Genomic DNA, 22,462 nt, shown 5'->3' on the forward strand with positions numbered 1-22,462 from the left:
GCCTCACGTCACGTACACGTTTAGCTGCACAGTGCAGCTAAATGTGGGATACGCAGGTACGTCTGCCCGATCACGACCAGCCGTGCCGGTCCCGCGCTGTGATGCTTCTCGCGCCCCGGACGGGCCCCCCATGGGCGGCCGACTATCGTCATCCGGACAAAAGGAGAACGGACGACAGGTGAATCGGGGGTTGCCCGCGTCCTTCTCCGGGGGGACGCGAGCCTCATAGGGTTCGCAGAAGATTCCGGCGTGACCGGCGCCGGAGACCGACGGGGCGGGAGGCCGACGCGGCGTGGCGAACGTGGAGCACAGGGGGCGACCGGCGGACACCTTCGGCAGAGCCCCGGCCGAGGCGCGGCTGCTCGCCGCCCGGCTGGCGCTGTGGGCGGTGGCGGCGGTCCTCGCGGTACGGCAGCTGACCGTCGTCCTCACCACGCCGAGCGGCCAGCGGCTGACCGACCTGGAGACCTGGGTCGGCCCACACGGCGTCCTGCACGTGAAGGGGTCGATCTACGACTCGACCCGGTTCACCGGCACCCCCTTCGGCGGTCTGGTCCTCAAGCCCCTCACCCGGTCCGCCCAGGCCGCGCTCGGCTGGGGCTGGACCTTCGGCAGCCTGCTGCTGGTCGTCGCCCTCGGCCTGATCGCCGCCCGCGCGCTGCCCCAGCCGATCGGCCGCCGCACCTCCCTGCTGGCCGCACCGATCGCGATCAGCCTGCTGATGCTGTCGCTGCCGGTCCGCAACGCCCTCTGGCTCGGTCAGACCAGCATCCTCCCGGTGCTGCTCGTCCTGCTCGGCTGCTTCACCGTACGCGGGGAACGTGGGAGCGGCCTGTGCATAGGACTGGCCGCCGCCCTGCAGCCGACCATGCTGCTCTTCGCCCCGCTGCTGTGGTTCACCGGCCGCCGCCGGGCCGCGGTCGCCACGGCCGGGACCTTCGCCGCCTGCACCGCGCTCGCCTGGGCGGCGCTGCCGCACGACTCGTACACGTACTGGGTGCACCACATGGCCGGGACGGGCCTCGGCGGCAAGGCCGACGCCCTGGGCAACCAGTCCCTGCACGGCGCCCTGCTCCGCCTCGGTGTGACCGGCCCGCTGGAGATCACGCTCTTCCTGGTGCTCGGCGCCGCCGTCGCGGCCCTCGCCCTGCGCCGCGCCGTCCACTACGCCCACGACGGCCAGCTGCTGCTCGCCGTGGCCGTCACCGGCTGCGCCGTCGTGGCCGTCTCTCCCACCGCCTGGCAGTACCAGCTTCTGTGGGTGCTGCTCGCGCTGGTCGGCCGGGTCGGCAGGCGGGCCTCCGACCGGTACGTCTGGCCGGTCGCGATGGTCCTGGTGACCACCCTGCCGGCGAAGATGCTGCTGCCGAACATGGCGGCGATGTATCCGCTGCGCGACAACCTCGTCCTGCTCGCGGCGCTGGCCGCCGCCACGGCCGTGCCGTTCCAGTCCCGGACGTCCCCGCACTACCAGAGGCCGGTCCCGGCCAAGTACGCGCCGCCGGTCCCGGCCCGCTTCGGGCGCGTCCCCCTGCTGCCCTTTCTGCGCCGGGTCCTCACCCGCCCGAACCTGCTGCTGGAACTGCTGCTCATCCGTGTCGTGTACGCCGCCTACCAGCAGGTCCGGCTGGCCGCGACCGGTGGCACCATCTCCGGCGGCCGGGTGCGGGCCGAGGACCACGGGCACATCGTGCTGGACATCGAGCGGTTCCTGCACATCGACATCGAGCACCGGGCCAACCACACCGTCGCGCAGATCGGCTGGCTGCGGGGCTTCTTCGACTACTACTACGAGTCCTTCCACTTCGTCGTCCCGCTGACGGTCCTCGCCGTCCTGTACTGGCGCCGTCCGGTCGACTACCGCTGGGCCCGTGCCTCCCTCGGGTTCGCCACCTTCCTCGCCCTGATCGGCTTCTGGCTCTTCCCGCTGGCCCCGCCGCGCCTGATGCCGGGGCTCGGCGTGATCGACACCGTCCACGGGGTCCAGGACTTCTCCAAGCCGGACTACGGCACGCTGACCGCGCTCACCAACCAGTACGCGGCGATGCCGTCGCTGCACTTCGGGTGGGCCCTGTGGTGCGGCGTCGTCATCGCGATCGTCGCCCCGAGGTGGTGGATGAAGGCCCTCGGCCTGCTGCACCCCCTCTTCACCGTCTCGGCCATCATCGCCACCGGCAACCACTGGGTGCTCGACGCGGTGGGCGGCGCGGCGGTGGTGGCGGCGGGCTTCGGACTGTCGTACCTCTGCCAGGGTCCACGGCCCCGGCTCGTCATGACGGCGGCGGTCCGCGAGGAGCCCCCCGTCCCGCTCGCCGTGCAGGAAGGGCAGCGATGACCAAGCTGGTGTCGCTGCCCTCGGGGGAGTCGGGGGAGAACCTCGCCTGGTTCGCGACGTCCGGACTCTTCGACGACGTGGCCGCCTTCATCCTCCGTCACGTGACGGACGAGCAGGTACGGCGCGAGGTCACCGCGGGTGCCGTATCGGGCTACGTCTTCGTCGGGGAGCTGCCCGAACCCGACCGGACGAACGTCCTGATCGCCCTGCGCGACGCGCTCCCCGGCCATGTCGACGCCGAGATCTACCCACCCGAGGTGAGGGCCCGGATGGACGACCCGGACGTCTTCGTCGCCCGCGCCAAGTCGCTCGCGCAGCTGGCCGGCCGCAGCATCGTGCTGCGCGCGACGTCCGCCTGGCCGGCCGGCCAGCCGGCAGTGCCCTCGGACACATCGCGCTGCACCAGCAACGTCAGCTCTTGTCGTCATCCACGGTGATCGGCTGCCTTGGCCTGGAACTCAGCCAAGAGTTCGCGGCTTTTCAACGTGTACGGATGCTCGGCTCCCAGGCTGAGTGTGCGTCTTTCGACGTTCGCCACCATCAGCTCGATCGCCGAATGCATATCGCCGAGGGCGGCTTGGATGCGCGCGTATTGCACTTGTGCCGAGAGCGTGAGTGCGTAGTCAGGACCGTGGGCACGGGCGTAATCCTCGACGATACGGCGAGCGTCTTCGGCAGCCTCCTCGATACGCCCCAGGCGCAACAGGCAAAACCCATAGCTGAGCCGTGATCCCAGCGTCACTGCATGGTCAGGGCCCAAGTGGAGGGCACACTCCTGGGGGAGCGGCATCTCCGCCTCGTCGAGGATGGCTGTCAGGTCGGAGACCGGCAGGAACTCCAGCAGGTGGGCTCGGGACTGCAACGTGAGAGCGTGCTCAGGCCCGAGTACTCGACGGCGGCCGTCCACCGCCCGTTTGAGCAGCGCGATCCCTTCCGCCTTCCGCCCCAGCAGACTCAACGGCTGGCAGATCGCGAAGCAGCTCTCCAGAGTGTCAGGATCATCGGGACCGAAGAGTCGTTCCCGATTGGCCAGCACGTGGCGGTGGGTTCTCTCGGACTCGCCGAACTCGCCGAGGCGGAACAGCGCTCGTGCGCTCCGTGACTGGGCGGACAGCACAAGCCGGTGATCAGGGCCGAACGTCGGCTCGGCGATGGCTGCCGCTTGTGAGGCCAGTTCCCAGGCCGACAGATAGTCGCCCGTGCGATGCAAGGCACAGGCCAATCGCACTGCGACGTCGAGCATCACAGTCGTCACAGACGTATCCACGGCATGCCGCAGCAGCGTGAGGACGTGAGGTGCAAGGAGGCGTAGCCGTAAATCCTGGGGTCCTCGCTGGGGGATTGCCGGCACGGCACCGTCGAGCAGCTGGGCTGCTGTGCTCGTAAGGTGCGCAACCTGCTCGTGCGGTGTGCCGGCCTGCACACTGGCGAGCAGTACGGCGTGGGTCTGCAGACATCGGACACCGGCGTCGACCACCGTGGTCAGGGATTGGTCGAGCAGTCCCCGTAACGCCGCTTCGGTTCGATTCAGCGGAATCAAGGTGGTGATCTGCTGGCTGTTCAACAAGGTGAGCGGGAGCGGGTCAGACCCGAAACAGGCCAGCAAACGAAGCAGCGCCGTTGACTCCGGCAGCCCTTGGGCAGCGAGCGCATCGAGGGACAACTGCCAGGTCCGGCTGATCAGATGCCTTGCGTCTTTTTGTGGCAGTGCGATCACCCCTTGATCGATCAATGCCACACTCTCGTGGCCATCGAGGTGGTGACCGTATTCCGTCATCGTCCACGGCTCGATCACCTGATGCGAAAGGAAACCTCCTGCGAGGACAAGCGCCAAGGGGAGTCTTCCCAATCGATCCGCAACTTTGGCCGCCTCCTCGACAGTTCCGGCCCCCGGTGCCAGGTCGAAGAGGACCTGTGCAGCGGCGTCTCGGGGCAGTTCACCGAGGTGGTGCAGCTTGGCGTGAGGCCACCATCCAGCAGCGGCCAGCCGGGTGGTGACCAGGACCGTGCCCCGCGGACTGCTGCGCAGCCAGTTGCCATCCTGCAGTATCGCCGGTTCGTCGGCGTTGTCGAGCACCAGGAGCCAGGGACGATCGGATGTGTCGAGCCGCTCCCACACCAGGTCCGCAGAGGCCCGTAATCCGCTTCGTGCGGCATGTAATTCTGCCTCCGACGCTCCCCGATCGGCAGCAACAGCAAGCATGCCGCTACGCAGGGTGATTCGATCAGCCGCATTGACCCAGAGGCCGACGCGGTCACCTTCGTTCGTGGCGTACTGGAAGAGCGTGCGGGCCACTGCGGTCTTACCGCAGCCGCCCATCCCGTGAAGGACGAGGATCTGGTTGCTCGTCCCTGGCGCCACCGCCATCTGAAGGTGCTCCATCAGCTTTGTACGATCGCGGAGCACCACGGGCGCCCGACCGCCCGTCGGCTGGCGGACGGATTCAACACCCGGCCAGGCAACCGAGGTGGCGTCACCGTGATGGTGGTGCTCGATGATGTGCTGGTCACCCGAGGACTGATACACCCGACCGCTTCCGTCGGCGCGGCCGTCCATTGCACGGGTCATCGCTCGGAGATGTGCTGGTCACGCCCTGCCTGGTAGATCCGCGCATGACCCGAAGCGGTGGCGTGCTGCGTCACCGCCGGGGTGGTCTCCGGGCTCGAGACGAACTCGTCCAGGAGCCTGCGCAGATCCTCGACCGCTTCCGGTCTGGTCGTGAGGAAACGTCGGATCCGGCCCTGCCACTCCGCTTGGAGCTCGCCCTCGATGTGCTGGTCTCCGGCGGCCGAGGCAGCGAGGAGATCCTCGCGGGTGGCATCGAGTTCAGCAGCGACAACATCCGCGCGCTCCGCCTGTCCGCGACGCCAGAGAGCAACGAAACCCTCCCGCACGCGTTGCCAGGCGTCGGTTGCCATCAAGGTGACGACGGTAGTCCCCGCGGTTCCCGCCAATGCGGCGATCTCCGGTTCCATAGCTCCCCGACCAGCGCTCGACGTCAACTCGTCATCACCCTAGGGCGTGCATGCCCTGCTGCAAGGCAAAACCCAGACAGGTGCCGTACTTCGCGGACACATCCGATCAACTGACCAAACCATCAAAGAGTCACACTTCGGCAGGTCCTGCACTCGAACCAGACCGTCTTCCCGCCGCCGGCGGCGGATGTCACGCCCCACTTGTCGACCACGGCGTCCAGGAGGGCCAGGCCACGGCCGCTCTCCTCCTCCTGAACCACTTCCATGCGGGGAAGCGGCAGTTGGGGGAGGCCGTCGGTCACCTCCGCCCGTACGCCCGTCGTGAGTCGCGCGAGCAGCACGGTGCAGCGGCGGTCCGGTACGTGCCGTACGACGTTGGTGACCAGCTCGCTGACGCCCAGCTCCACGGAGAACGTCAGCTCCGTCAGGGCCCACTCGTCCAGCAGCGAGCGGACGATTCGGCGGATGTGGCCAACCGAGTGCTCGCCGACGGTGAGGTGCATGCGGTACTGGGGGGTGTGGGGAATGTCGAGGTTCACAGGACGAGGCTGACCTGGCGTCACTACTCTGGGCTACGGGATGAATGCAACGGGTCCGAGAGGGGACTTACCGTGGTGAACATCAGCACCCTCGACCCGGGCGCCTCACCGCTCGACTACTACGGCTTCGAGCTGCGCCGGTGCCGGGAGGCCGCGGGGCTGACCCAGCGGCAGCTCGGGGAAATCATCAACTTCACGGGGTCGCTGGTCGGCCAGGTGGAGACGGCCCGGAAGCTGCCGACGCTGGACTTCAGCGAGCGCACGGACGCGGCGCTGGGGACGGGCGGGTTACTGTCCCGGCTCCACCCACTGGTGATGCGAAGCCAACTTCCGGTGTGGTTTCAGCAGGTGGCGGAGCTCGAGGTGCGGGCGATTGAGATCTGCACCTTTCAAGTGGGCATGATTCATGGGCTGTTGCAGACGCCGAACTACGTCCGTGCGGTGCTCGGCGCGTTGGACGACACCGACCTCGACGACCGCTCCGCCGTACGACTGGCCCGCCAGCGCATCTTCGAGAAGGAGGAGCCGCCGGTGTTCTGGATGGTTCTCAGTGAGGCCGCGCTGAAGCAGGAGATCGGCGGGTCGGAGATCATGCGCGGGCAACTGGCCCACCTGTTGAGTTTCGAAAACAACCCGCAGATCAACATTCAGGTCCTGCCGTTTTCGGCCGGGGCACACGCAGGATTGACAGGTCCGTTCAACGTCTACCGCTTCGCCGGCGACCCCGCCATCGTCTACACCGAGGGCTACGGCAGCGGGCACCCGACCGCGAATCCGGACACCGTCAAGGACTGCGCGCTCCGTTACGATCATCTACGAGCCGCCGCGCTCTCGATCAAAGATTCGGTGGCGCTGATCCGACGGGTGATGGAGGACCGCTATGGGGAGCAAGTGGCGTAAGTCCAGCTACAGCGGCGACCAGGGCGGGGATTGTGTCGAATGCGCCGCGCTCGGCGGCTCTGCCTGGCAGAAGTCGTCGTACAGCAGTGACCAGGGCGGCGACTGCGTAGAGGTCGCCGACACCCCCTGCGCCACCATCGCGCTCCGCGACTCGAAGAACCCGGCGGGACCGGTCCTCACCCTCGGCCCCGTCGCGTTCTCCACCTTCGTCGACTGGGCCGCTACAGCCGCTGAATGATCGTCCCGGTGGCCAGCCCGCCGCCCGCGCACATGGTGATGAGCGCGAACTCCTTGTCCGTGCGCTCCAGTTCGTGCAGTGCGGTGGTGATCAGGCGGGCGCCCGTCGCCCCCACCGGGTGACCCAGGGCGATCGCACCGCCGTTGACGTTGACCTTGTCCAGGTCCTGTTCGAAGACCTGGGCCCAGCTCAGCACCACCGACGCGAAGGCCTCGTTGATCTCGACGAGGTCGATGTCCTTCAGGGACATGCCCGCCTTGCCCAGCACCGCGCGCGTCGCGTCGATGGGGCCGTCGAGATGGAAGTGCGGGTCGGCGCCGACGAGGGCCTGGGCGACGATCCGTGCCCTCGGCCTCAGCTTCAGGGCGCGGGCCATCCGCTTGGAGGCCCACATGATCGCCGCCGCGCCGTCCGAGATCTGCGACGAGTTGCCCGCCGTGTGGACGGCCGTCGGCATCACCGGCTTCAGGCCGGCCAGCGCCTGCGGGGAGGTATCCCGCAGCCCCTCGTCCTTGTCCACCAGCCGCCACATGCCCTGACCGGCGTACTGCTCCTCCTCGGTGGTCGGGACCTGCACCGCGAACGTCTCCCGCTTGAAACGTTCCTCCGCCCAGGCGAGGGCCGCCCGCTGCTGGGACAGCAGGCCGAGCGCGTCCGCGTTCTCGCGCGTCAGGCCCCGGTGACGGGCGATGCGTTCGGCCGCCTCGAACTGGTTGGGGAGGTCGACGTTCCATTCGTCGGGGAAGGGCTTGCCCGGGCCGTGCTTGGAGCCGGAACCCAGCGGGACCCGGCTCATCGCCTCGACGCCGCAGCTGATGCCGATGTCGATCACGCCGCCCGCGACCATGTTGGCCACCATGTGCGAGGCCTGCTGGGAGGAGCCGCACTGGCAGTCGACGGTCGTGGCGGCCGTCTCGTAGGGGAGGCCCATGGTCAGCCAGGCGGTACGCGCGGGATTCATGGACTGTTCGCCGGCGTGGGTGACCGTGCCGCCGACGATCTGCTCCACCGCGTCGGCGGGGATGCCGGTGCGGCCGAGGAGTTCACGATAGGTCTCGCCCAGGAGGTAGGCGGGGTGCAGGTTGGCGAGCGCGCCGCCGCGCTTGCCGATCGGGGTGCGTACGGCTTCGACGATCACGGGTTCGGCGGCCATGGGTGCGGGTCCTCTCCGAGAGGGCTCTCCTCCAGAACTAGTACGCGTTCTAGTTCTGTTCAGCAGTCTGCTGACGTGATGTCCATCACCGCAAGGGTCTTGCAGGTCCCGAAGTTGCGATCTGCACGATTTCCGCACGGATTGGCGGCGCCTTGCCTCTTGCTAGTTGTAGAACCCGTTACTACGTTCACCGCACCGCTGATGGACCGTCAGAACGGACGGGAGCCGCCGATGCACTGCCCCGCGCTGCCCGACGGGTTCGACCTGACCGACCCCGATCTGCTGCACCGTCGCGTGCCCCTGCCCGAGTTCGCCGAGCTGCGCCGCACCGAGCCGGTCCGCTGGATCGCCCAGCCGCACGGCGTCGCGGGCTTCGCCGACTCCGGCTACTGGGCCGTGACGCGGCACGCGGACGTCAAGTACGTCTCCACGCACCCGGAACTCTTCTCCTCCACCCTCAACACCGCGATCATCCGCTTCAACGAGCACATCGAGCGCGACGCGATCGACGCTCAGCGGCTGATCCTGCTCAACATGGATCCTCCGGAACATACGCGGGTGCGGCAGATCGTGCAGCGCGGCTTCACGCCACGTTCCATCCGCGCCCTGGAGGAACGGCTCCGTGCGCGTGCGCAGGCCATCGTCGCGGGCGCCCGGGCCCGGTCCGGGCCCTTCGACTTCGTCACCGAGGTCGCCTGTGAACTCCCGCTGCAGGCCATCGCCGAACTGATCGGCGTCCCCCAGGAGGACCGGTCCAAGATCTTCGACTGGTCCAACAGGATGATCGCCTACGACGACCCCGAGTACGCCATCACCGAGGAGGTCGGCGCCCGGTCGGCCGCCGAGATCATCGCCTACGCGATGAACATGGCCGCCGAGCGCAAGCGGTGCCCGGCGCACGACATCGTGACGACGCTCGTCGCCGCGGAGGACGAAGGCAACCTGAACTCGGACGAGTTCGGTTTCTTCGTGCTGATGCTGGCGGTCGCCGGCAACGAGACCACCCGCAACGCCATCACCCACGGCATGCACGCCTTCCTCACCCACCCCGGGCAGTGGGACCTGTTCAAGCGGGAGCGGCCGGGAACGACCGCCGAGGAGATCGTGCGCTGGGCGACCCCGGTGAACGCCTTCCAGCGCACGGCCACCCAGGACACGGAACTGGGCGGGGCCGAGATCAAGAAGGGCGACCGGGTCGGGCTGTTCTACGCCTCCGCCAACCACGACCCCGAGGTCTTCACCGACCCCGACGCCTTCGACATCACCCGGGATCCCAACCCCCACCTCGGCTTCGGCGGTGGCGGGCCCCACTTCTGCCTGGGCAAGTCGCTCGCGGTCCTGGAGATCGACCTGATCTTCCAGGCGATCGCCGACGCGATGCCCGGCCTGCGGCTGGCCGACGCGCCCCGCCGGCTGCGCTCGGCCTGGATCAACGGAGTCAAGGAGCTCCAGGTCACCACCGGCTGACCCACCGGGTCGGCCCACCCCGAGGGAGGCAGGAGCACTCCTACCCCAACGCCCCGTTCCTGCCTCCCCCGAGGTCCGCGGCACTCACTCCCGGCCGGACGTCACCACCGCCAGCATCCCCGAGGTGACGGCCGCGAGCAGCAGCGGGATGCCCAGGCCGTGGTGGAGGACCAGCCAGGCACCCGGACAGGCGCCGGCGAGCATGGCGATCACCGAGGCCGTCCGGCGCGGGGAGCGATGCCCGGTGCCGTCGCCGAGACGGGACTCGGAGGCCAGACCGGTGAGGGTCATGGTCAGGACCGTGGTGGTCAGATCCGCGACGCCCAGTTTGCGGACGGTCGCGTTGCGCAGGCCCATCGCGAACGCCGTCAGGACGATCAGGGCGTAGCGGGTGCCGGTGGTGTCCGGCCAGACGAAGGCCACCACCGCCGACACGCCGACCAGCGCCGCCTCCGCCACCAGCGTCAGCCGGGCCCACAGGCGCCGGGAGCCCTGTGCGACCCGGGCCGCCACCCGGCCGCCCGCCGCCGCGCCGAGCAGGAAGCCGGCCAGTGAGGTCGCCGTGTGCGGCACGGAGAAGCCGGGCGCGCCGGCCGCCGCGAAACCCAGGACGACGACGTTGCCGGTCATGTTCGCCGTGAAGACCCGGCCCAGACCGAGATAGCTGACGGCGTCGATCAGACCGCTCACCACGGTCAGCATCAGCAGTACGATCACCAGCCGCAGGCCGCGCGCCTCCGGGTCCGGTACCGCCGCCTGTGTCGGTGCCGTCGTCATCGTTCCTCCGGGGGGCCGGACGGGCAGGGTGGTGACAACTCCACCACGGGGGCGGGGGAATCCCGGATGTCCCGGCCGAGCGTGTCTCCGTAGCGTTCCGGGCATGACACAGCACACGCGCAAGTCCTCCGGAAGCCATACCAGTTGGGGCAGGCGCAAGGCGGCGGCCGTCGCACTGGCCGCCCTGCTGCCGGCCGGCGCAGCGGCCACGCCGGTGGCCCACGCCGCCGACGGTTCCCCGGGCGGGCGGCAGGGCGAGGGCCGTAGGGGAGAGGTCGTATCGGTCGTTCCCGTCGCCCGGCACAGTAGGGCCGAGATCGCCGGGGAGCTCGAGGCCCAGCACGTCGGCACCGGCTCGCTGCGCTACGGCGTGCGGGCGTACCGGGTGACGTACCGGACCGTGGACCCGTACGGCCGGCCCACCACCGCCACCGGGCTGCTCACTCTCCCGGAGGGCGGCGGGCACCGGCTCGGCCTGGTCTCCGACACGCACGGCACCATGGCCGACCGGGGCTACGCGCCGTCCGTCGCCGAGGACGCGCGCGTCCAGTCGTACCTCTTCGCCTCCACCGGCCGGGCGGCCGCCGCGCCCGAGTACCTGGGCCTGGGCGAGGGGCCGGGCCCGCACCCCTACATGGACACCCGCTCCTCGGTGACCGCCTCCGTGGACATGCTGCGGGCGGCCCGGACGGCGGCGCGCGGGCTGGGCCGCACCGTGACCGGCGACCTGTACGTGACCGGCTTCTCCCAGGGCGGCCAGGTCGCGATGGCGCTGGCGCGGGCCGTGCAGGACGGGCACGCGCCCGGATTCCGGCTCAGGGCCCTCGCGCCGGTGGCGGGACCGTACGACCTGACGGGCACCGAGGTGCCCGCGCTCACGGACGGGCGGGTCAACGACGTCAGCGGAGTGTTCTACATCTCCTACTTCCTCGTCGCCCAGAACCGGCTGCACCCCGTCTACAAGGACCCGGCCGAGGTGTTCCGGCAGCCGTACGCCGCACGTGCGGAGCAGCTCTTCGACGGGCGGCACGAGGACGAGGACATCGTCCGGCAGCTCGCGCCGAACGTGAGGACGCTGCTCACGGACGACTTCTACCGGCGGCTCCGCCATCCGACGGGCGGCCTCGGTGAGGCGCTGCGCGCCAACGACGGCACCTGCTCCTGGAAGCCGGACGTGCCGGTGCGGCTGTACGCCGGCGACAAGGACACGGACGTGCCGATCGGCAACGCCCGGACATGCGCGCGCACCCTCGCCCAGCGGGGGGCGAGGGTGCGGTTGCTCGACATGGGCGCCGTCGACCACAACGGGTCGTACCGGGCGGCGCTGTCCCGGATCGCGCGCTGGTTCAGCGGCGGGAGCCTCGAGAGCGTGGGGCCCGGGGCGGGCAGCCGGCTCAGTACCAGCCGTTCGCCTGCCAGAAGCTCCAGGCCTTGACCGGGTTGCCGTAGCGGGAGTTCATGTAGTCCAGGCCCCACTTGATCTGGGTGGCGGGGTTGGTCTTCCAGTCGGCGCCGGCGGAGGCCATCTTGGAGCCCGGCAGGGCCTGGACCAGGCCGTAGGCGCCGGAGGAGCTGTTGGTGGCGGAGGGGTTCCAGCCGCTTTCATGGGAGACGATCTTGCTGAACGCGTCGAACTGCGCGGCGTCCGGGATCATCTTGTGCGCGATCGCCTGAGCGGAGGAGGCCGACGCGGGGGCGGCCTGGGCGGGCGCCGCGGTCAGTGCCATGCCGGCGGTGGCGGCGGCCACGGCGGCGACGGTGAGGGCCTTCTTCGGGGAAGCGATGCGGCGGATGAAGGAGACGGACACTGAGTACCTCTTGCGTCGGGGACAGGGGATCGCCCGCATGGGACGGGCCACGCGCTGTGGCCTCATGCGTCGGCGCCTCGGCCCTGTGGGCTCGTGGCGCCTGGCGACGTCGTCCAGATAAGCAGCCCGGAAACCCGTCCGCAATGACCCCTTTTACTAGTTGTGGCCGGATGGAGGGGAAAGGTCGCCTCTGTGACCTGGGTCGCAAAGCGCAGGTCAGCAGGGGTGGCGGAAGGTGCATATCCGACATTCCGCACTACGGCCCCACATCGTAGGTGACGTGCGTCATGTGGGGTGCTTCACGGTCTCGCTTCCAGAGGGTGAAGTATCCGTTGCGCACGGTGAGTATTCAGGGGCGTCGAATGTGACCGCGGTCTCGAACGCGGCCCGTCGGGTGGCCCGGCGCAGCGCACGCAGCACGGCCGGGCCGAGGACGAGGGTCAGCACCACCGTGCAGACGGCCCGGCCCAGATCCCAGCCGAGCGAGGTGGCCAGGCAGTAGGCCACGAAACGGGCCAGGTTGGCGGGGACCGAGGCATGGGCGTCGAAGGCGATGTCCGAGGCGGCGGCACCCATGAACGGCCAGCCGGCCAGATTCATGACCGTGCCGTAGGCGAAGGCGGCGAGGAAGCCGTAGACCGCCAGCAGCAGCGACTCCCCCCGGCCCCTGAGCCGGACCGGGCCCGGCAGCAGCCCGGCGCCCATCGTGAACCAGCCCATCGACAGCATCTGGAACGGCAGCCAGGGCCCGACCCCACCGGTGAGCAGCGCGGACGCGAACATCGTCACCGAGCCCAGCGTGAAGCCGAATCCCGGGCCCAGCACCCGCCCGCTGAGCACCATCAGGAAGAACATCGGCTCGATCCCGGCCGTACCCGCCCCGATCGGCCGCAGCGCCGCCCCCGTCGCGGCCAGCACACCCAGCATGGCCACGGCCTTCGGCCCCAGATCCGACTCGGAGATCGTCGCCGCCACCACCGCGACCAGCAGCACCAGCAGGCCCGCGAAGAGCCACGGCGCGTCCTGGGCGTGGGCACTCAGCCCGGACCCGGGCGGGGCGAGGAAGGGCCAGCCGAACGCGACCACGCCGACCGCGCCGACCAGCGCCAGCGCGGCGAGCGAGCGGGGGCCGAGACGGACGGCGTGCAGCCGTGGCGGCGCGCTCATCGCAGCGCCTCCCGCACCTCGGCCACCGTGAGCCACCGCTGCGGGGCGAGGATCTTCGTCACCTGCGGGGCGAAGGACGGCGAGGACACGACGATCTGCGCCGTCGGCCCGTCGGCGATCACCTCGCCGTCCGCGAGCAGCACCACCCGGTGGGCGATCTCGGCCGCCAGCTCCACGTCATGCGTCGCCATGACGATCGCGTGCCCCTCGGCGGCGAGCTCGCGCAGCACGCCCGCCAGGCGGCCCTTCGCCGCGTAGTCCAGGCCGCGGGTCGGTTCGTCGAGGAGGATCAGGGGCGGACGGGCGGTCAGTACGACGGCCAGGGCGAGCGCGAGGCACTGGCCCTCGGAGAGGTCGCGGGGGTGGACGTCGTCCGCGACGCCCGGGAGCAGGGCGGACACCAGGGACCGGCAGGTCCCCGGTGCGGCGCCCGCGTCCCGGTCGGCCGCCGCGCACTCGTCGGCGACCGTGTCGGCGTAGAGCAGGTCCCGTGGTTCCTGGGGGACGAGACCGGCGCGGCGCACCAGGTCGCGTGGGGCGGCGCGGTGCGGGGCGAGTCCGCCGACGGTGACGGTTCCGGAGGTGGGGGCCAGCAGGCCGACGAGTGAGCCGAGGAGGGTGGACTTCCCGGCGCCGTTGCGGCCCATGAGGGCGATGGTCTCGCCAGGGGTGACGGTGAGGTCCGTCCGGCGCAGGGCGTCGACGCGGGCCCGGCGGACGGACAGGGAGCGGACCTCGGCGACGTGCGTCTGCTGAGGCGGGCGGGAGGTGGAGGTGGCCCGGCGACGGAAGAGGCGCCGGGTGCCGGTGGCGCCCGGAAGGGGCGCGGGGAACCGCGCGACCGGCCCCGGCGTACCCGCGGGTGCTGACGCGGCGAGGCGTTCCTTCAGGTCACCGGCTCGGCGGCGGGCGTCCCGTACCGTCAGCGGAAGCGGGGACCAGCCCGCCAGGCGGCCCAGAGCCACCACCGGGGGGTGGACCGGGGAGACCGCCATCACCTCGGACGGGGAGCCGACGACCGGGGGCTCGCCGGGAGCGGGGAGCAGGACGAGCCGGTCGGCGTAGTGGATCACGCGTTCCAGACGGTGCTCGGCCATCAGGATCGTCGTGCCGAGGTCGTGCACCAGGCGCTGGAGCACCGCGAGGACCTCCTCCGCCGCGGCCGGGTCCAGGGCCGAGGTCGGCTCGTCGAGGACGAGCACCCGGGGGTGCGGGGTGAGCACCGAGCCTATGGCGACCCGCTGGCGCTGGCCGCCGGAGAGGGTGGCGATGGAACGGTCGCGCAGCCGGGCGAGGCCCAGCAGGTCCAGGGTCTCCTCCACCCGGCGCCGCATCACCTCCGGGGCGAGGCCCAGCGACTCCATGCCGTAGGCGAGTTCGTCCTCCACCGTGTCGGTCACGAAATGGGCTAGTGGATCCTGGCCCACCGTGCCGACCACGTCGGCGAGTTCGCGTGGCTTGTGGGTACGGGTGTCCCGGCCGGCCACCGTGACGCGGCCGCGCAGGGTACCGCCGGTGAAGTGCGGCACCAGCCCGCTCACCGCGCCGAGCACGGTCGACTTGCCGACCCCGGACGGGCCGACCAGCAGCACCAGTTCGCCCTCCGGCACCTCGAAGTCGACACCGCGGACGGTGGGTTCGGCCGCACCGTCGTACGTCACGCTGACATCCTCGAAGCGGATCACGACGGCTCCTTGGGGATGACGAAGGCGGGCAGCAGGGCGAGGAGGACCGCCGCGGCGGGCCACAGCGGGAGCGTCGGGGCGACCAGCGGGACGACGCCCGGGTGCAGCGCCCCCGGGTCACGGGCGGAGGCCAGGCCGAGCAGCGCGGCGACCGCCGCGCCGGAGCCGGCGACCAGCCAGGCTCGCAGGCCCCAGGGGTCCGGGCGGTACCGGGTGCGCAGCGAACGCCGGCCGCCCAGCCGCAGCCCCGCGAGAGCGGCGACGACACCGGCGAGCAGCAGCGGCAGCCCGTAGGTGCCGCCCTCGGCGGTGAGCAGCCCGTACGTCCCCGCGCACACGCCGAGCAGCCCGCCGAGGGTGAGCGCGCCCGTCGTACGGCGGACGCGGGCGGGGACCTCGGCACTGCGGCCGTAGCCGCGGGCCTCCATCGCCGCGGCGAGCGCGACCGAGCGCTCCAACGCGCCCTCCAGGACCGGCAGCCCGACCTGCAGCAGGCCGCGCACACCCCGGTCCGGGCGGCCGCGCAGCCGCCGGGCGGCACGCAGGCGCCGGACGTCGGCGACGAGGTGCGGAGCGAAGGTGAGGGCGACGACCACGGCGACACCGGTCTCGTACAGGGCGCCGGGGAGGGACTTGAGGAGGCGGCCGGGGCTCGCCAGCGCGTTCGCCGCGCCGACGCAGATCAGCAGGGTGGCCAGCTTGAGCCCGTCGTAGGCGGCGAAGACGAGGGACTCCGCGGTGACCCGGCCGCCCAGGCGGATGCCCTGCGCCCAGTGCGGGAGGGGGACTTCGGGGAGGGTGAGGAGGGTGTGGGTGCCGGGGACGGGGGAGCCGAGGGCGGTCGCGAAGAGGAGGCGGATGAGGAGGACGGCGACGGCGAGCCTGGCGAAGGCCGCGTAGGCGTGGGCGGTGGGGGCGGCGGTGCGGTGCGTCGCCACGACGAAGGCGGAGGCGGACACGAGGAGGGCGAGAAGGAGGGGGTTGGTGGTGCGGGTGGCGGCGGTGCCGAGGCTCAACGCCCAGAGCCACCAGGCGCCGGGATGAACAGTGGTCCGGCGCCGGTGCGGGGCGGGGACGGGGCCGGTCGCCGGCGCCGGCAGGGTGCCGCCGGCGCGACCGGCCGCGGACGGCCCGCGGTCAACCGGAGACATTTCGCCGCCGTGCCTGCCACAGCGCCGCACCCGCCAGGACGACGACCACCCCCGCGCCGATCGGCAGGCCAAGAGAGGGCCCGCTGTCCGAACCGCCGCTCCTTCGCGGCGCCTTCTTGCCCGAGGATCCCGAGACCTGCTCCCCGCAACCCTTCTGCGGATACCCGGCGATCGCACACAGCAGGGCGTTGGCGTCGTAGCGCAGGGGCGGCGCGACGGCCGCGAGCGCGTCGGCGGTCGTCGCGTCGGCCGGCAGTCGCGCACAGGCGGTGCGGACGGCCGGGGGCGCCTCGCCGGACGGCGCATCCGCCGGGGTGCCGAAGTCCAGGACCAGGGCGACCCGCTTCTTGCCCGACTCGGCGGGCGTACGCGCGCAGATGGTGCCGAAGTCCGCCGCCCCGCGTGGTCGGCTCGCGTCCGCCGAGTCCTCGCTGACCGCGAAGCGGAAGCCCTCCACGGCGCCGTCGTCGGGACGGGCGGTCGACGGGCCCTGCGTGGCGTACGTCCAGTGGCCGCCGCCCTGCTCCCAGAAGGACCAGTAGCGGTAGCCGGTGGCGTGTGCCGGGGCCGCGGCGGTCAGGAGGAGCAACGCGGCCGGCAGGACGCTCGCGGCGCGGCGGACGGCGGTCACGGCTGACGCTTCTTCCGGCCGCTGAGCAGGAAGCCGACGCCGGCGCCCGCGACGAGGCAGACGCCGGCGAACCACCAGACGCCGAAGCCCGGACCACTGCCGGACTTCTCGGACTCGGTGGTCTTCTTGACGGCGGAGTCCATGTGCGGGGCCGGGCCCAGCGCGTTGAGGGACCGGACCAGGCTGGTGCCGCCGAAGTCGCCCGGCTGCGCGCCGACCGCGTGCGCGGCGAGGATCAGCTGGGCGTACGCCGCCGGGCCGCTCTGCACCGCCCACGGGGAGGCGTTCTTCTCGAGCCAGTCGTACGACTTCTTCGCCTGCTCCGTCCGCCCGTCCGCGGCGAGCGCGACGACCGTGTCGGCCGTGTTGCCGAAGTCCGGCTGGTCCTTGGCGCCGGGCAGCACGGACAACAGGTGGCCGGTCCTGGCGACGGTCGCCGCCAGATACGCGCCCGCGTTGTCCGCCACCTGTGCCGGGGCCGGACTCCCGGCCTTGGCGCACGTCTCCTTCGCGGGCGCCCTGCCGGCCTCCGCCACGAACCCCCTGCCGAGCGCGCCGAGCACCCCGGCGGCCGTGGCGTCCGCGTTGGCGGCCAGTTCGCCCTTCTTGTCCGGCTGGTAGGGGAGGGCGCCGCCGCCGTCCCGGTCACAGGGGATGGACCAGGCGGCCAGCAGGTCGTAGGGGGACTTGCCGGCCTTGCGGACGGACGCAGGGTCCGTACCGACGGCGGCCAGCGCGCCGATGACCACGGAGGTGGAGTTGGTGTCGCTGGCCCCGCCCGGGGAGTAGCCCCAGCCACCGTCCTTGTTCTGGACGGACTTCAGCCAGGACACCGCCTTGCCGACGGCGTCGTCGTGTCCGCCGACCGCCTTCAGGGCCTGGATCGCGGCGGCCGTGCTGTTGCTGTCCACCATGACCTTGCTGTCGCAGGCCTTGGCGGGAGCGGCACGGAAGGCGGCGAAGGCGCCGTTCGCGCACTGCTGACCGGTGAGCCAGTCCACGGCCGCGTCGGCGGGCCGGTACCCGAGCGTCCGCTGAGCGACCAGGGTCAGCGACTGCCGCCACACCCCGTCGTACGTCGGGTCGGACCTGCCGTACAGCCCGGACGGGATCACGACCTTCGGGGACGGGGACGGGGACTGGCCGGCGGCCGTGGCGGGCGCGGCGGCGGCCAGCACGCCTATGGCGGCGAGAGCCGCGGCGCTGCGGCGGACGTTCATGGTCGGCGACTGCCTCTCCCTGTGGGGAGCCGGGCAGCGCGCGGGTGGGCCCCGGGCGGCTCGGCTCCGTAAACCTCGACGGTGCCGTACGCGGCGGAAGGCCGACGCACACGAGCCGGTCAACGTGTCCCGTCCGGGGCGTTCCGGCTCACCGCTCCTGGGAACGGCTCACGGTTGCGGGTCAGCGCCGGAATTGCACCGGCTTCCCCCCGTACGGGTGTGATGACGACGCCGCCACTTTACCGGCAGCCCCGGGCGGGCCGAGGAGTGGCTGTGGGCACAGGGGGGCGGTGACCGGGGTCACCGCTGGTGCTGTGACCGGAAAGGCTCACCGGCTCGCGACGCCCGCCGCGAGCTTTCCGGCAGACCTTTCCGGTCACAGCATCAGGCGGCGTCCAGCGCCCGCTCGCACTCCTGGGCATCCTCGCCCTCGACCACCCGGTACTCGCGCGCGGAGCGCCGGTCGGCCTCCCGCTCGGCGAACTGGACCGCCGCCGCCCGCTGCCGGGTCGGCGTCACGTCCACCGTCGCGCCGCACGCGAGTGACAGTGCCGCCCCCACCAGGTCCACCCCCGTGGCCCGTTCCACCAGCCACGGGATCAGATCGCCGGGCAGATGCGGCGTGACACCGGTGACCGCCGGCCCGCGCTCGGTCAGCCGCAGGGCCACGTGCGCGACGGTGTGTGTGAGACCGAGCGCCCGGACGGCCCGCTCGACGGCCTGCCGCAGGAACCTGTTGTGCAGCAGGCCGTCATGGGCGTGGACGGAGTGCCGCAACGGGGTCGTACGGGTCAGGGCGGTGATGCGGACCTCGTCGTCCAGCACGACGGTCTCGGCGGACACCAGTGGTCCCGTCATGTCCTCCGGCCCCGCCGGCACCGCCCGGTGCCGCACCAGCAGCGCCCGAAGGGACGCCGGGTCGGCGCAGGCCGCGGCCGTGTCGTACGGCAGGCCCGGCAGACCCAGCCGGCCGGCGATCCGCGCGGCCCCGGCCAGGTGCTCCCTGCGCCAGGTCAGCACGCCGGCCACCGGATGCCGGGCCGCGTACCGCGCCACCGTGTCGGCCGTCTCCACCTCCCGCGCCGGATCGGCCATGAGCAGGCCGGACAGATACGGCCGTGCCCAGGCGGGCACCGAGGCGCCGACCAGCACCACCGGGCGCACGGCGGCGATCCGCGCCAGCGGGAACCCCCCGTGCGCGACCCGGCCGGCCCCGAGCAGAAGGACGGGCTGCGGCATCGGCGGCATCACCTTCACGGGAGAAGTGGGACAGAGAACCACCCCGGTCGCCACTCCTCCGTCGGCGGTGCCCGGGGCGGTCGAAAGCTTGCTCTCTGCGCCGTGATCCTCACCCGCCGCGCCCTCGACTGTCAACGATTGCTGCCCCCTTGCGCAGGTAGACTTGTCATGTCTGGTCGTCGAACGAGTGACCGGGTAGCCTCCCGTCAGTCACAGGCGCAGCCACAGCCGCCGAACGGATGACCGCCCAGGGGGGACCTCGGTGAGTGACGCCTACACCTCGCTGGCCGATGTCCTGGACCGGCTCGGCGAGTTGACCGGACGGCCCGGACGGCTGCCGGAGGCCCTCGACGTGGCCGACCTGTCCCAGCGCACCGGCATCCCCGTCGGCCTCGTCGTCGACCTGCTCGCCGGGGGGCGGGCGCCCGAGACCTGTCTCGCCCAACGGGTGCGCCAGCGACTGGACTTCATCCGGGAGACCCGGCGCCGGCCGGACGGCAAGCGGTACTCGCTGGACGAGCTGGCGAGGATCGCCGGAACCAGCCGGCAGTGGCTCAGCGAGTGGCGCAAGAGCGGTATGCCGAGCCTGGAGCACACCGACCGGCTGCGCCGCCACTTCGGCCTGCCGGCCGGCTTCTTCACCGCCGACGAACCGGAGGCGCTGCACGAGGCGTTGCGGCCGGTGCTGCAGAACCTGGAGGCCGAGGCGGACCCGCTGCTGCGGCTGCGGGAGAGCGGCCTCGTCCGCCTCGCGGCCCGTGCCCCGCAGATGAACGCCCGCCAGCTGGCCACACTCGCCGACCTCGCCGAGATGATCATCTCCGCGGAGCGGCGCGAGGTCGGCTGACCGCCGGGTCAGCGGCCTTTCGGGGCCGGCGGCCTCGGGGCCGGCGGCCTCCGGGCCGGCCGTCCATCGGAGCCAGCGGTCCGTCGCGGTCAGCCGGCGTTCGGTGCTTTCGGGGTGTCGCCGCCGAAGGGCAGGCGCAGCGCACGGGAGGCGATCAGCCACGAGCCGTCGACCCGGCGGAACACGTCCTCGTAGTCGCCCACCTGGACGGGCGGTCCGGCGGGGACGGGGGCGCCGCCGCGGTACCCGTCGACGCGGTACGTCGTGAAGCAGGAGGCGGCGGTCGCCGTGTCCGGGCCGGTCACCGTGACCAGCACGTTCGACATCAGACGGCGGGACAGCCGGTCGGCGGGGCGGGAGCCGAAGTATGCGCCGAGGGCCTCCCGGCCCCGGATCCGGCGCCCGTCCCCCGGCGGGGGCCATTCCCACGTGCCGTCCTCGGTGAACAGCTCCCGCACGGAAGCCGGTTCACCCAGGTCGAGACGGTGGACGAAGTCGACGATCACGCGCTCGCAGGCGCGTTCGGCGAGAAGCCGCTCCAAGGAGTCCATGAGGCTGTGTAACAGGGGCACCCCGGCGGAGGCGAACCGTTCACACTGCCACGTACGCCACCGGACCGCTCCCCGTCAGCGGTTCCGCCCGGCCCTGCTTGACCAGGCGGCGCAGATGGGACTCCGCCTCCGAGACGGCGATGTTCCGGGAGCCGTGGGGGATCTCGGCCCAGGGGCGGTTCCACTCCATGCGCTCGGCGAGCTGCCAGGGCGTGAGCGGCTCGGCGAGCAGGGCGAGCAGGCCGGTCAGGCGCTCCTCGTGGTGCGCGAGCAACTCCCGTACGCGCCGCGGCGCGTCGGTGAAGGCGTGCTGGTGCGCGGGCAGGACCTCGGCGGGGGCGAGCCGGCCGATCCGTTCCAGGGAGTCGAGGTAGTCGCCGAGGGGATCGGTGACGGTCGCGTCGTCGGGGTCCTCGTACAGGCCGATGTGCGGGGTGATCCGGGGCAGGAGGTGGTCGCCGCTGAACAGGCGCCCGTGGCCAGGCCGTTGGGCCGGGTGCTCCTCCTCCAGGTGCAGGCAGACGTGGCCCGGTGTGTGGCCGGGGGTCCAGATCGCGCGCAGCCGGCGGCCGGGCAGGTCGAGGAGTTCGCCGGGGCCGATCTCCCGGTCCGGGAGGGCGGGGCAGAGGCCGGGCAGGGTGCGGGGAGTGCGGAGCGGCGCCAGGTGTTCCGCCGGGGCGCCGGCCGCCGCGAGCTTGGCGCTCATGTAGCGGAACCAGCGCTCCGGCCGGGCCTGACGGGTGCGCCGTACGATCGCGGCGTCGGCGGCGTGCATCGCCACCCACGCGCCGCAGGCCTCGCGCACCCGGGCCGACAGGCCGTGGTGGTCGGGGTGGTGGTGTGTGACGACCACGCCGTAGACCTCCGCCACCGCCGTACCGCACTCCACCAGCCCCGCCACGAGCGTGTCCCAGGACGCGGGATCGTCCCAGCCGGTGTCGATCAGCACCGGGCCGCGGTCGGTCTCCACGACGTACACCAGGGTGTGGCCGAGCGGGTTGTCCGGGATGGGAACCGCCACGGACCGTACGCCCCCGCCGTGATCGAACGTCGTCGTCATCGGTCCTCAGCCCCTCCCGCCGGTCCACGCGCCACCCACCGGTGCGTGACCGCCGTCAACTATAACGAGAACTGATGACACGTCAGCCAGACGTGCGGACCGGCTGCCCGGGCTCGCCGGAGACCTCGCGGCCTGCGCCGTCCGGGCCTGGGTCAGGCGGCGCCCGTGCCCTGGTTCCGGTACGAGGCGACCCTGGTGGCCACCAAGGTGGCGTTGGCGGCGGGGTCCTGCGGGACGGGAGGCACCTTTTCGCTGCTGCAGGCCAGCTGGACCTTGCCGGCCGTCGTCGGCGTCACCACCCCGGTGGAGCTCAGTGGCGCCTCGTTGCAGCCGCTGCCTCGCGGCGTTGCCATCGCGGGGCCACCCGTGATCGAGCAGTGCGCCTTGTCCGCGTGGATCACGTGCGCGGAACCGGTCAGCGTGGAGGTGCCCGCGGGAAGGGCGAGGGTGACGACCTGTGTGTCACTCGCCCCGATGGAGTGCACCGCGGTGGCCTTGCAGATGTCTCCGGGCGCGGCGGACGCGGCGGCGGCCCGCTGTGAAGCGAGCGCGGTGGCTCCTGCACAGGTGCCTTGCACCGGGAGTCCCGGTCACGCGACCGGCCCTGCGGGAGCCCCACGCTTCTGCTGGTCAGAGCCTGTCCGGCCGCAGGTCTGGCCTACTTCGGCGGGAGCTGATATCAGTTTCTGATACAGCGTCAGAAAGATGCGGTGCGGCG

At 71.8% G+C, this 22,462-nt stretch carries 22 protein-coding genes and 1 riboswitch; of the genes, 7 read left to right on the top strand and 15 right to left on the bottom strand.

Annotated features, from left to right (window positions below):
* Positions 1-292: 292 nt before the first annotated feature.
* On the top strand, positions 293-2,335 hold the full coding sequence (locus tag ABZ919_RS09510; protein WP_361244653.1) for a bifunctional glycosyltransferase 87/phosphatase PAP2 family protein: 2,043 nt from the start codon (positions 293-295) through the stop codon (positions 2,333-2,335).
* Positions 2,332-2,772: a hypothetical protein gene (locus tag ABZ919_RS09515; protein WP_361244656.1), complete on the top strand. Its 441-nt coding sequence runs from the start codon at positions 2,332-2,334 to the stop codon at positions 2,770-2,772. The genes ABZ919_RS09510 and ABZ919_RS09515 overlap by 4 nt, the downstream gene beginning before the upstream one ends.
* Here ABZ919_RS09515 and ABZ919_RS09520 read toward each other — a convergent pair.
* From ABZ919_RS09520 to ABZ919_RS09530, 3 genes are all read right to left on the bottom strand, one after another.
* Complete coding sequence (locus tag ABZ919_RS09520) at positions 2,760-4,904, bottom strand: tetratricopeptide repeat protein (RefSeq protein WP_361244658.1); 2,145 nt, start codon at positions 4,902-4,904, stop codon at positions 2,760-2,762. The genes ABZ919_RS09515 and ABZ919_RS09520 overlap by 13 nt on opposite strands.
* Positions 4,901-5,311, bottom strand: a complete 411-nt coding sequence (locus tag ABZ919_RS09525) for a hypothetical protein (RefSeq protein WP_361244661.1) — start codon at positions 5,309-5,311, stop codon at positions 4,901-4,903. The genes ABZ919_RS09520 and ABZ919_RS09525 overlap by 4 nt, the downstream gene beginning before the upstream one ends.
* Before the next feature lie 122 nt (positions 5,312-5,433).
* Positions 5,434-5,814 (bottom strand): ATP-binding protein, encoded by a 381-nt coding sequence (locus tag ABZ919_RS09530; protein ID WP_361244945.1) that lies wholly within the window; start codon positions 5,812-5,814, stop codon positions 5,434-5,436.
* A gap of 108 nt (positions 5,815-5,922) precedes the next feature.
* Here ABZ919_RS09530 and ABZ919_RS09535 point away from each other — a divergent pair, with 108 nt between their 5' ends.
* Positions 5,923-6,750: a helix-turn-helix transcriptional regulator gene (locus ABZ919_RS09535; protein ID WP_361244664.1), complete on the top strand. Its 828-nt coding sequence runs from the start codon at positions 5,923-5,925 to the stop codon at positions 6,748-6,750.
* Positions 6,731-6,988, top strand: coding sequence for a DUF397 domain-containing protein (locus ABZ919_RS09540; protein ID WP_361244666.1), 258 nt, complete (start codon positions 6,731-6,733; stop codon positions 6,986-6,988). The genes ABZ919_RS09535 and ABZ919_RS09540 overlap by 20 nt, the downstream gene beginning before the upstream one ends.
* Here ABZ919_RS09540 and ABZ919_RS09545 read toward each other — a convergent pair.
* Positions 6,972-8,141 (bottom strand): steroid 3-ketoacyl-CoA thiolase, encoded by a 1,170-nt coding sequence (locus tag ABZ919_RS09545; protein ID WP_361244669.1) that lies wholly within the window; start codon positions 8,139-8,141, stop codon positions 6,972-6,974. The two genes, ABZ919_RS09540 and ABZ919_RS09545, sit on opposite strands and share 17 nt — an antisense overlap.
* A gap of 231 nt (positions 8,142-8,372) precedes the next feature.
* On the opposite strand from ABZ919_RS09545, the gene ABZ919_RS09550 reads away from it, so the two are divergent.
* Positions 8,373-9,608, top strand: a complete 1,236-nt coding sequence (locus ABZ919_RS09550; RefSeq protein ID WP_361244947.1) for a cytochrome P450 — start codon at positions 8,373-8,375, stop codon at positions 9,606-9,608.
* 84 nt (positions 9,609-9,692) lie between these two features.
* Here ABZ919_RS09550 and ABZ919_RS09555 read toward each other — a convergent pair whose 3' ends face one another.
* Positions 9,693-10,385, bottom strand: a complete 693-nt coding sequence (locus tag ABZ919_RS09555) for a YoaK family protein (RefSeq protein WP_361244672.1) — start codon at positions 10,383-10,385, stop codon at positions 9,693-9,695.
* 103 nt (positions 10,386-10,488) lie between these two features.
* Here ABZ919_RS09555 and ABZ919_RS09560 point away from each other — a divergent pair, with 103 nt between their 5' ends.
* On the top strand, positions 10,489-11,820 hold the full coding sequence (locus ABZ919_RS09560; RefSeq protein ID WP_361244674.1) for an alpha/beta hydrolase: 1,332 nt from the start codon (positions 10,489-10,491) through the stop codon (positions 11,818-11,820).
* Here the strand turns inward: ABZ919_RS09560 and ABZ919_RS09565 are convergent.
* The 7 genes from ABZ919_RS09565 to ABZ919_RS09595 all read right to left on the bottom strand — a co-directional run bounded on the left by ABZ919_RS09565 (position 11,780) and on the right by ABZ919_RS09595 (position 19,286).
* Positions 11,780-12,193, bottom strand: a complete 414-nt coding sequence (locus ABZ919_RS09565; protein ID WP_361244676.1) for a transglycosylase SLT domain-containing protein — start codon at positions 12,191-12,193, stop codon at positions 11,780-11,782. The genes ABZ919_RS09560 and ABZ919_RS09565 overlap by 41 nt on opposite strands.
* 285 nt (positions 12,194-12,478) lie before the next feature.
* Entirely contained in the window at positions 12,479-13,360 is an 882-nt protein-coding gene (locus ABZ919_RS09570; protein WP_361244679.1) for an ECF transporter S component, read from the bottom strand.
* Positions 13,357-15,045 carry an ATP-binding cassette domain-containing protein gene (locus ABZ919_RS09575; protein ID WP_361244682.1) on the bottom strand — a complete coding sequence of 563 codons (1,689 nt, stop codon included), beginning with the start codon at positions 15,043-15,045 and terminating at the stop codon, positions 13,357-13,359. Before ABZ919_RS09575 ends, ABZ919_RS09570 begins: the two co-directional genes overlap by 4 nt.
* Positions 15,042-16,196 (bottom strand): CbiQ family ECF transporter T component, encoded by a 1,155-nt coding sequence (locus ABZ919_RS09580; RefSeq protein ID WP_361244685.1) that lies wholly within the window; start codon positions 16,194-16,196, stop codon positions 15,042-15,044. Before ABZ919_RS09580 ends, ABZ919_RS09575 begins: the two co-directional genes overlap by 4 nt.
* Positions 16,183-16,827 (bottom strand): SCO2322 family protein, encoded by a 645-nt coding sequence (locus ABZ919_RS09585; RefSeq protein ID WP_361244688.1) that lies wholly within the window; start codon positions 16,825-16,827, stop codon positions 16,183-16,185. The genes ABZ919_RS09580 and ABZ919_RS09585 overlap by 14 nt, the downstream gene beginning before the upstream one ends.
* On the bottom strand, positions 16,824-18,047 hold the full coding sequence (locus ABZ919_RS09590; protein WP_361244691.1) for a prenyltransferase/squalene oxidase repeat-containing protein: 1,224 nt from the start codon (positions 18,045-18,047) through the stop codon (positions 16,824-16,826). Before ABZ919_RS09590 ends, ABZ919_RS09585 begins: the two co-directional genes overlap by 4 nt.
* 136 nt (positions 18,048-18,183) lie before the next feature.
* A riboswitch (cobalamin riboswitch) is annotated at positions 18,184-18,256 on the bottom strand.
* 175 nt (positions 18,257-18,431) lie between these two features.
* Complete coding sequence (locus ABZ919_RS09595; protein WP_361244693.1) at positions 18,432-19,286, bottom strand: hypothetical protein; 855 nt, start codon at positions 19,284-19,286, stop codon at positions 18,432-18,434.
* A gap of 262 nt (positions 19,287-19,548) precedes the next feature.
* On the opposite strand from ABZ919_RS09595, the gene ABZ919_RS09600 reads away from it, so the two are divergent.
* Entirely contained in the window at positions 19,549-20,133 is a 585-nt protein-coding gene (locus ABZ919_RS09600; protein WP_361244696.1) for a helix-turn-helix transcriptional regulator, read from the top strand.
* 89 nt (positions 20,134-20,222) lie between these two features.
* Here the strand turns inward: ABZ919_RS09600 and ABZ919_RS09605 are convergent, their stop codons facing one another.
* From ABZ919_RS09605 to ABZ919_RS09615, 3 genes are all read right to left on the bottom strand, one after another.
* Positions 20,223-20,684, bottom strand: coding sequence for a nuclear transport factor 2 family protein (locus tag ABZ919_RS09605; protein ID WP_361244698.1), 462 nt, complete (start codon positions 20,682-20,684; stop codon positions 20,223-20,225).
* Positions 20,685-20,724: 40 nt separating this feature from the next.
* A complete protein-coding gene (locus tag ABZ919_RS09610; protein ID WP_361244701.1) occupies positions 20,725-21,744 on the bottom strand; it encodes an MBL fold metallo-hydrolase in 1,020 nt (339 codons plus the stop codon).
* A 152-nt stretch (positions 21,745-21,896) separates the two neighbouring features.
* Positions 21,897-22,322 (bottom strand): hypothetical protein, encoded by a 426-nt coding sequence (locus ABZ919_RS09615; protein ID WP_361244703.1) that lies wholly within the window; start codon positions 22,320-22,322, stop codon positions 21,897-21,899.
* Between the last annotated feature and the right edge of the window lie 140 nt (positions 22,323-22,462).

Source organism: Streptomyces sp. NPDC046759 (assembly GCF_040645475.1).
Taxonomy (GTDB): domain Bacteria; phylum Actinomycetota; class Actinomycetes; order Streptomycetales; family Streptomycetaceae; genus Streptomyces.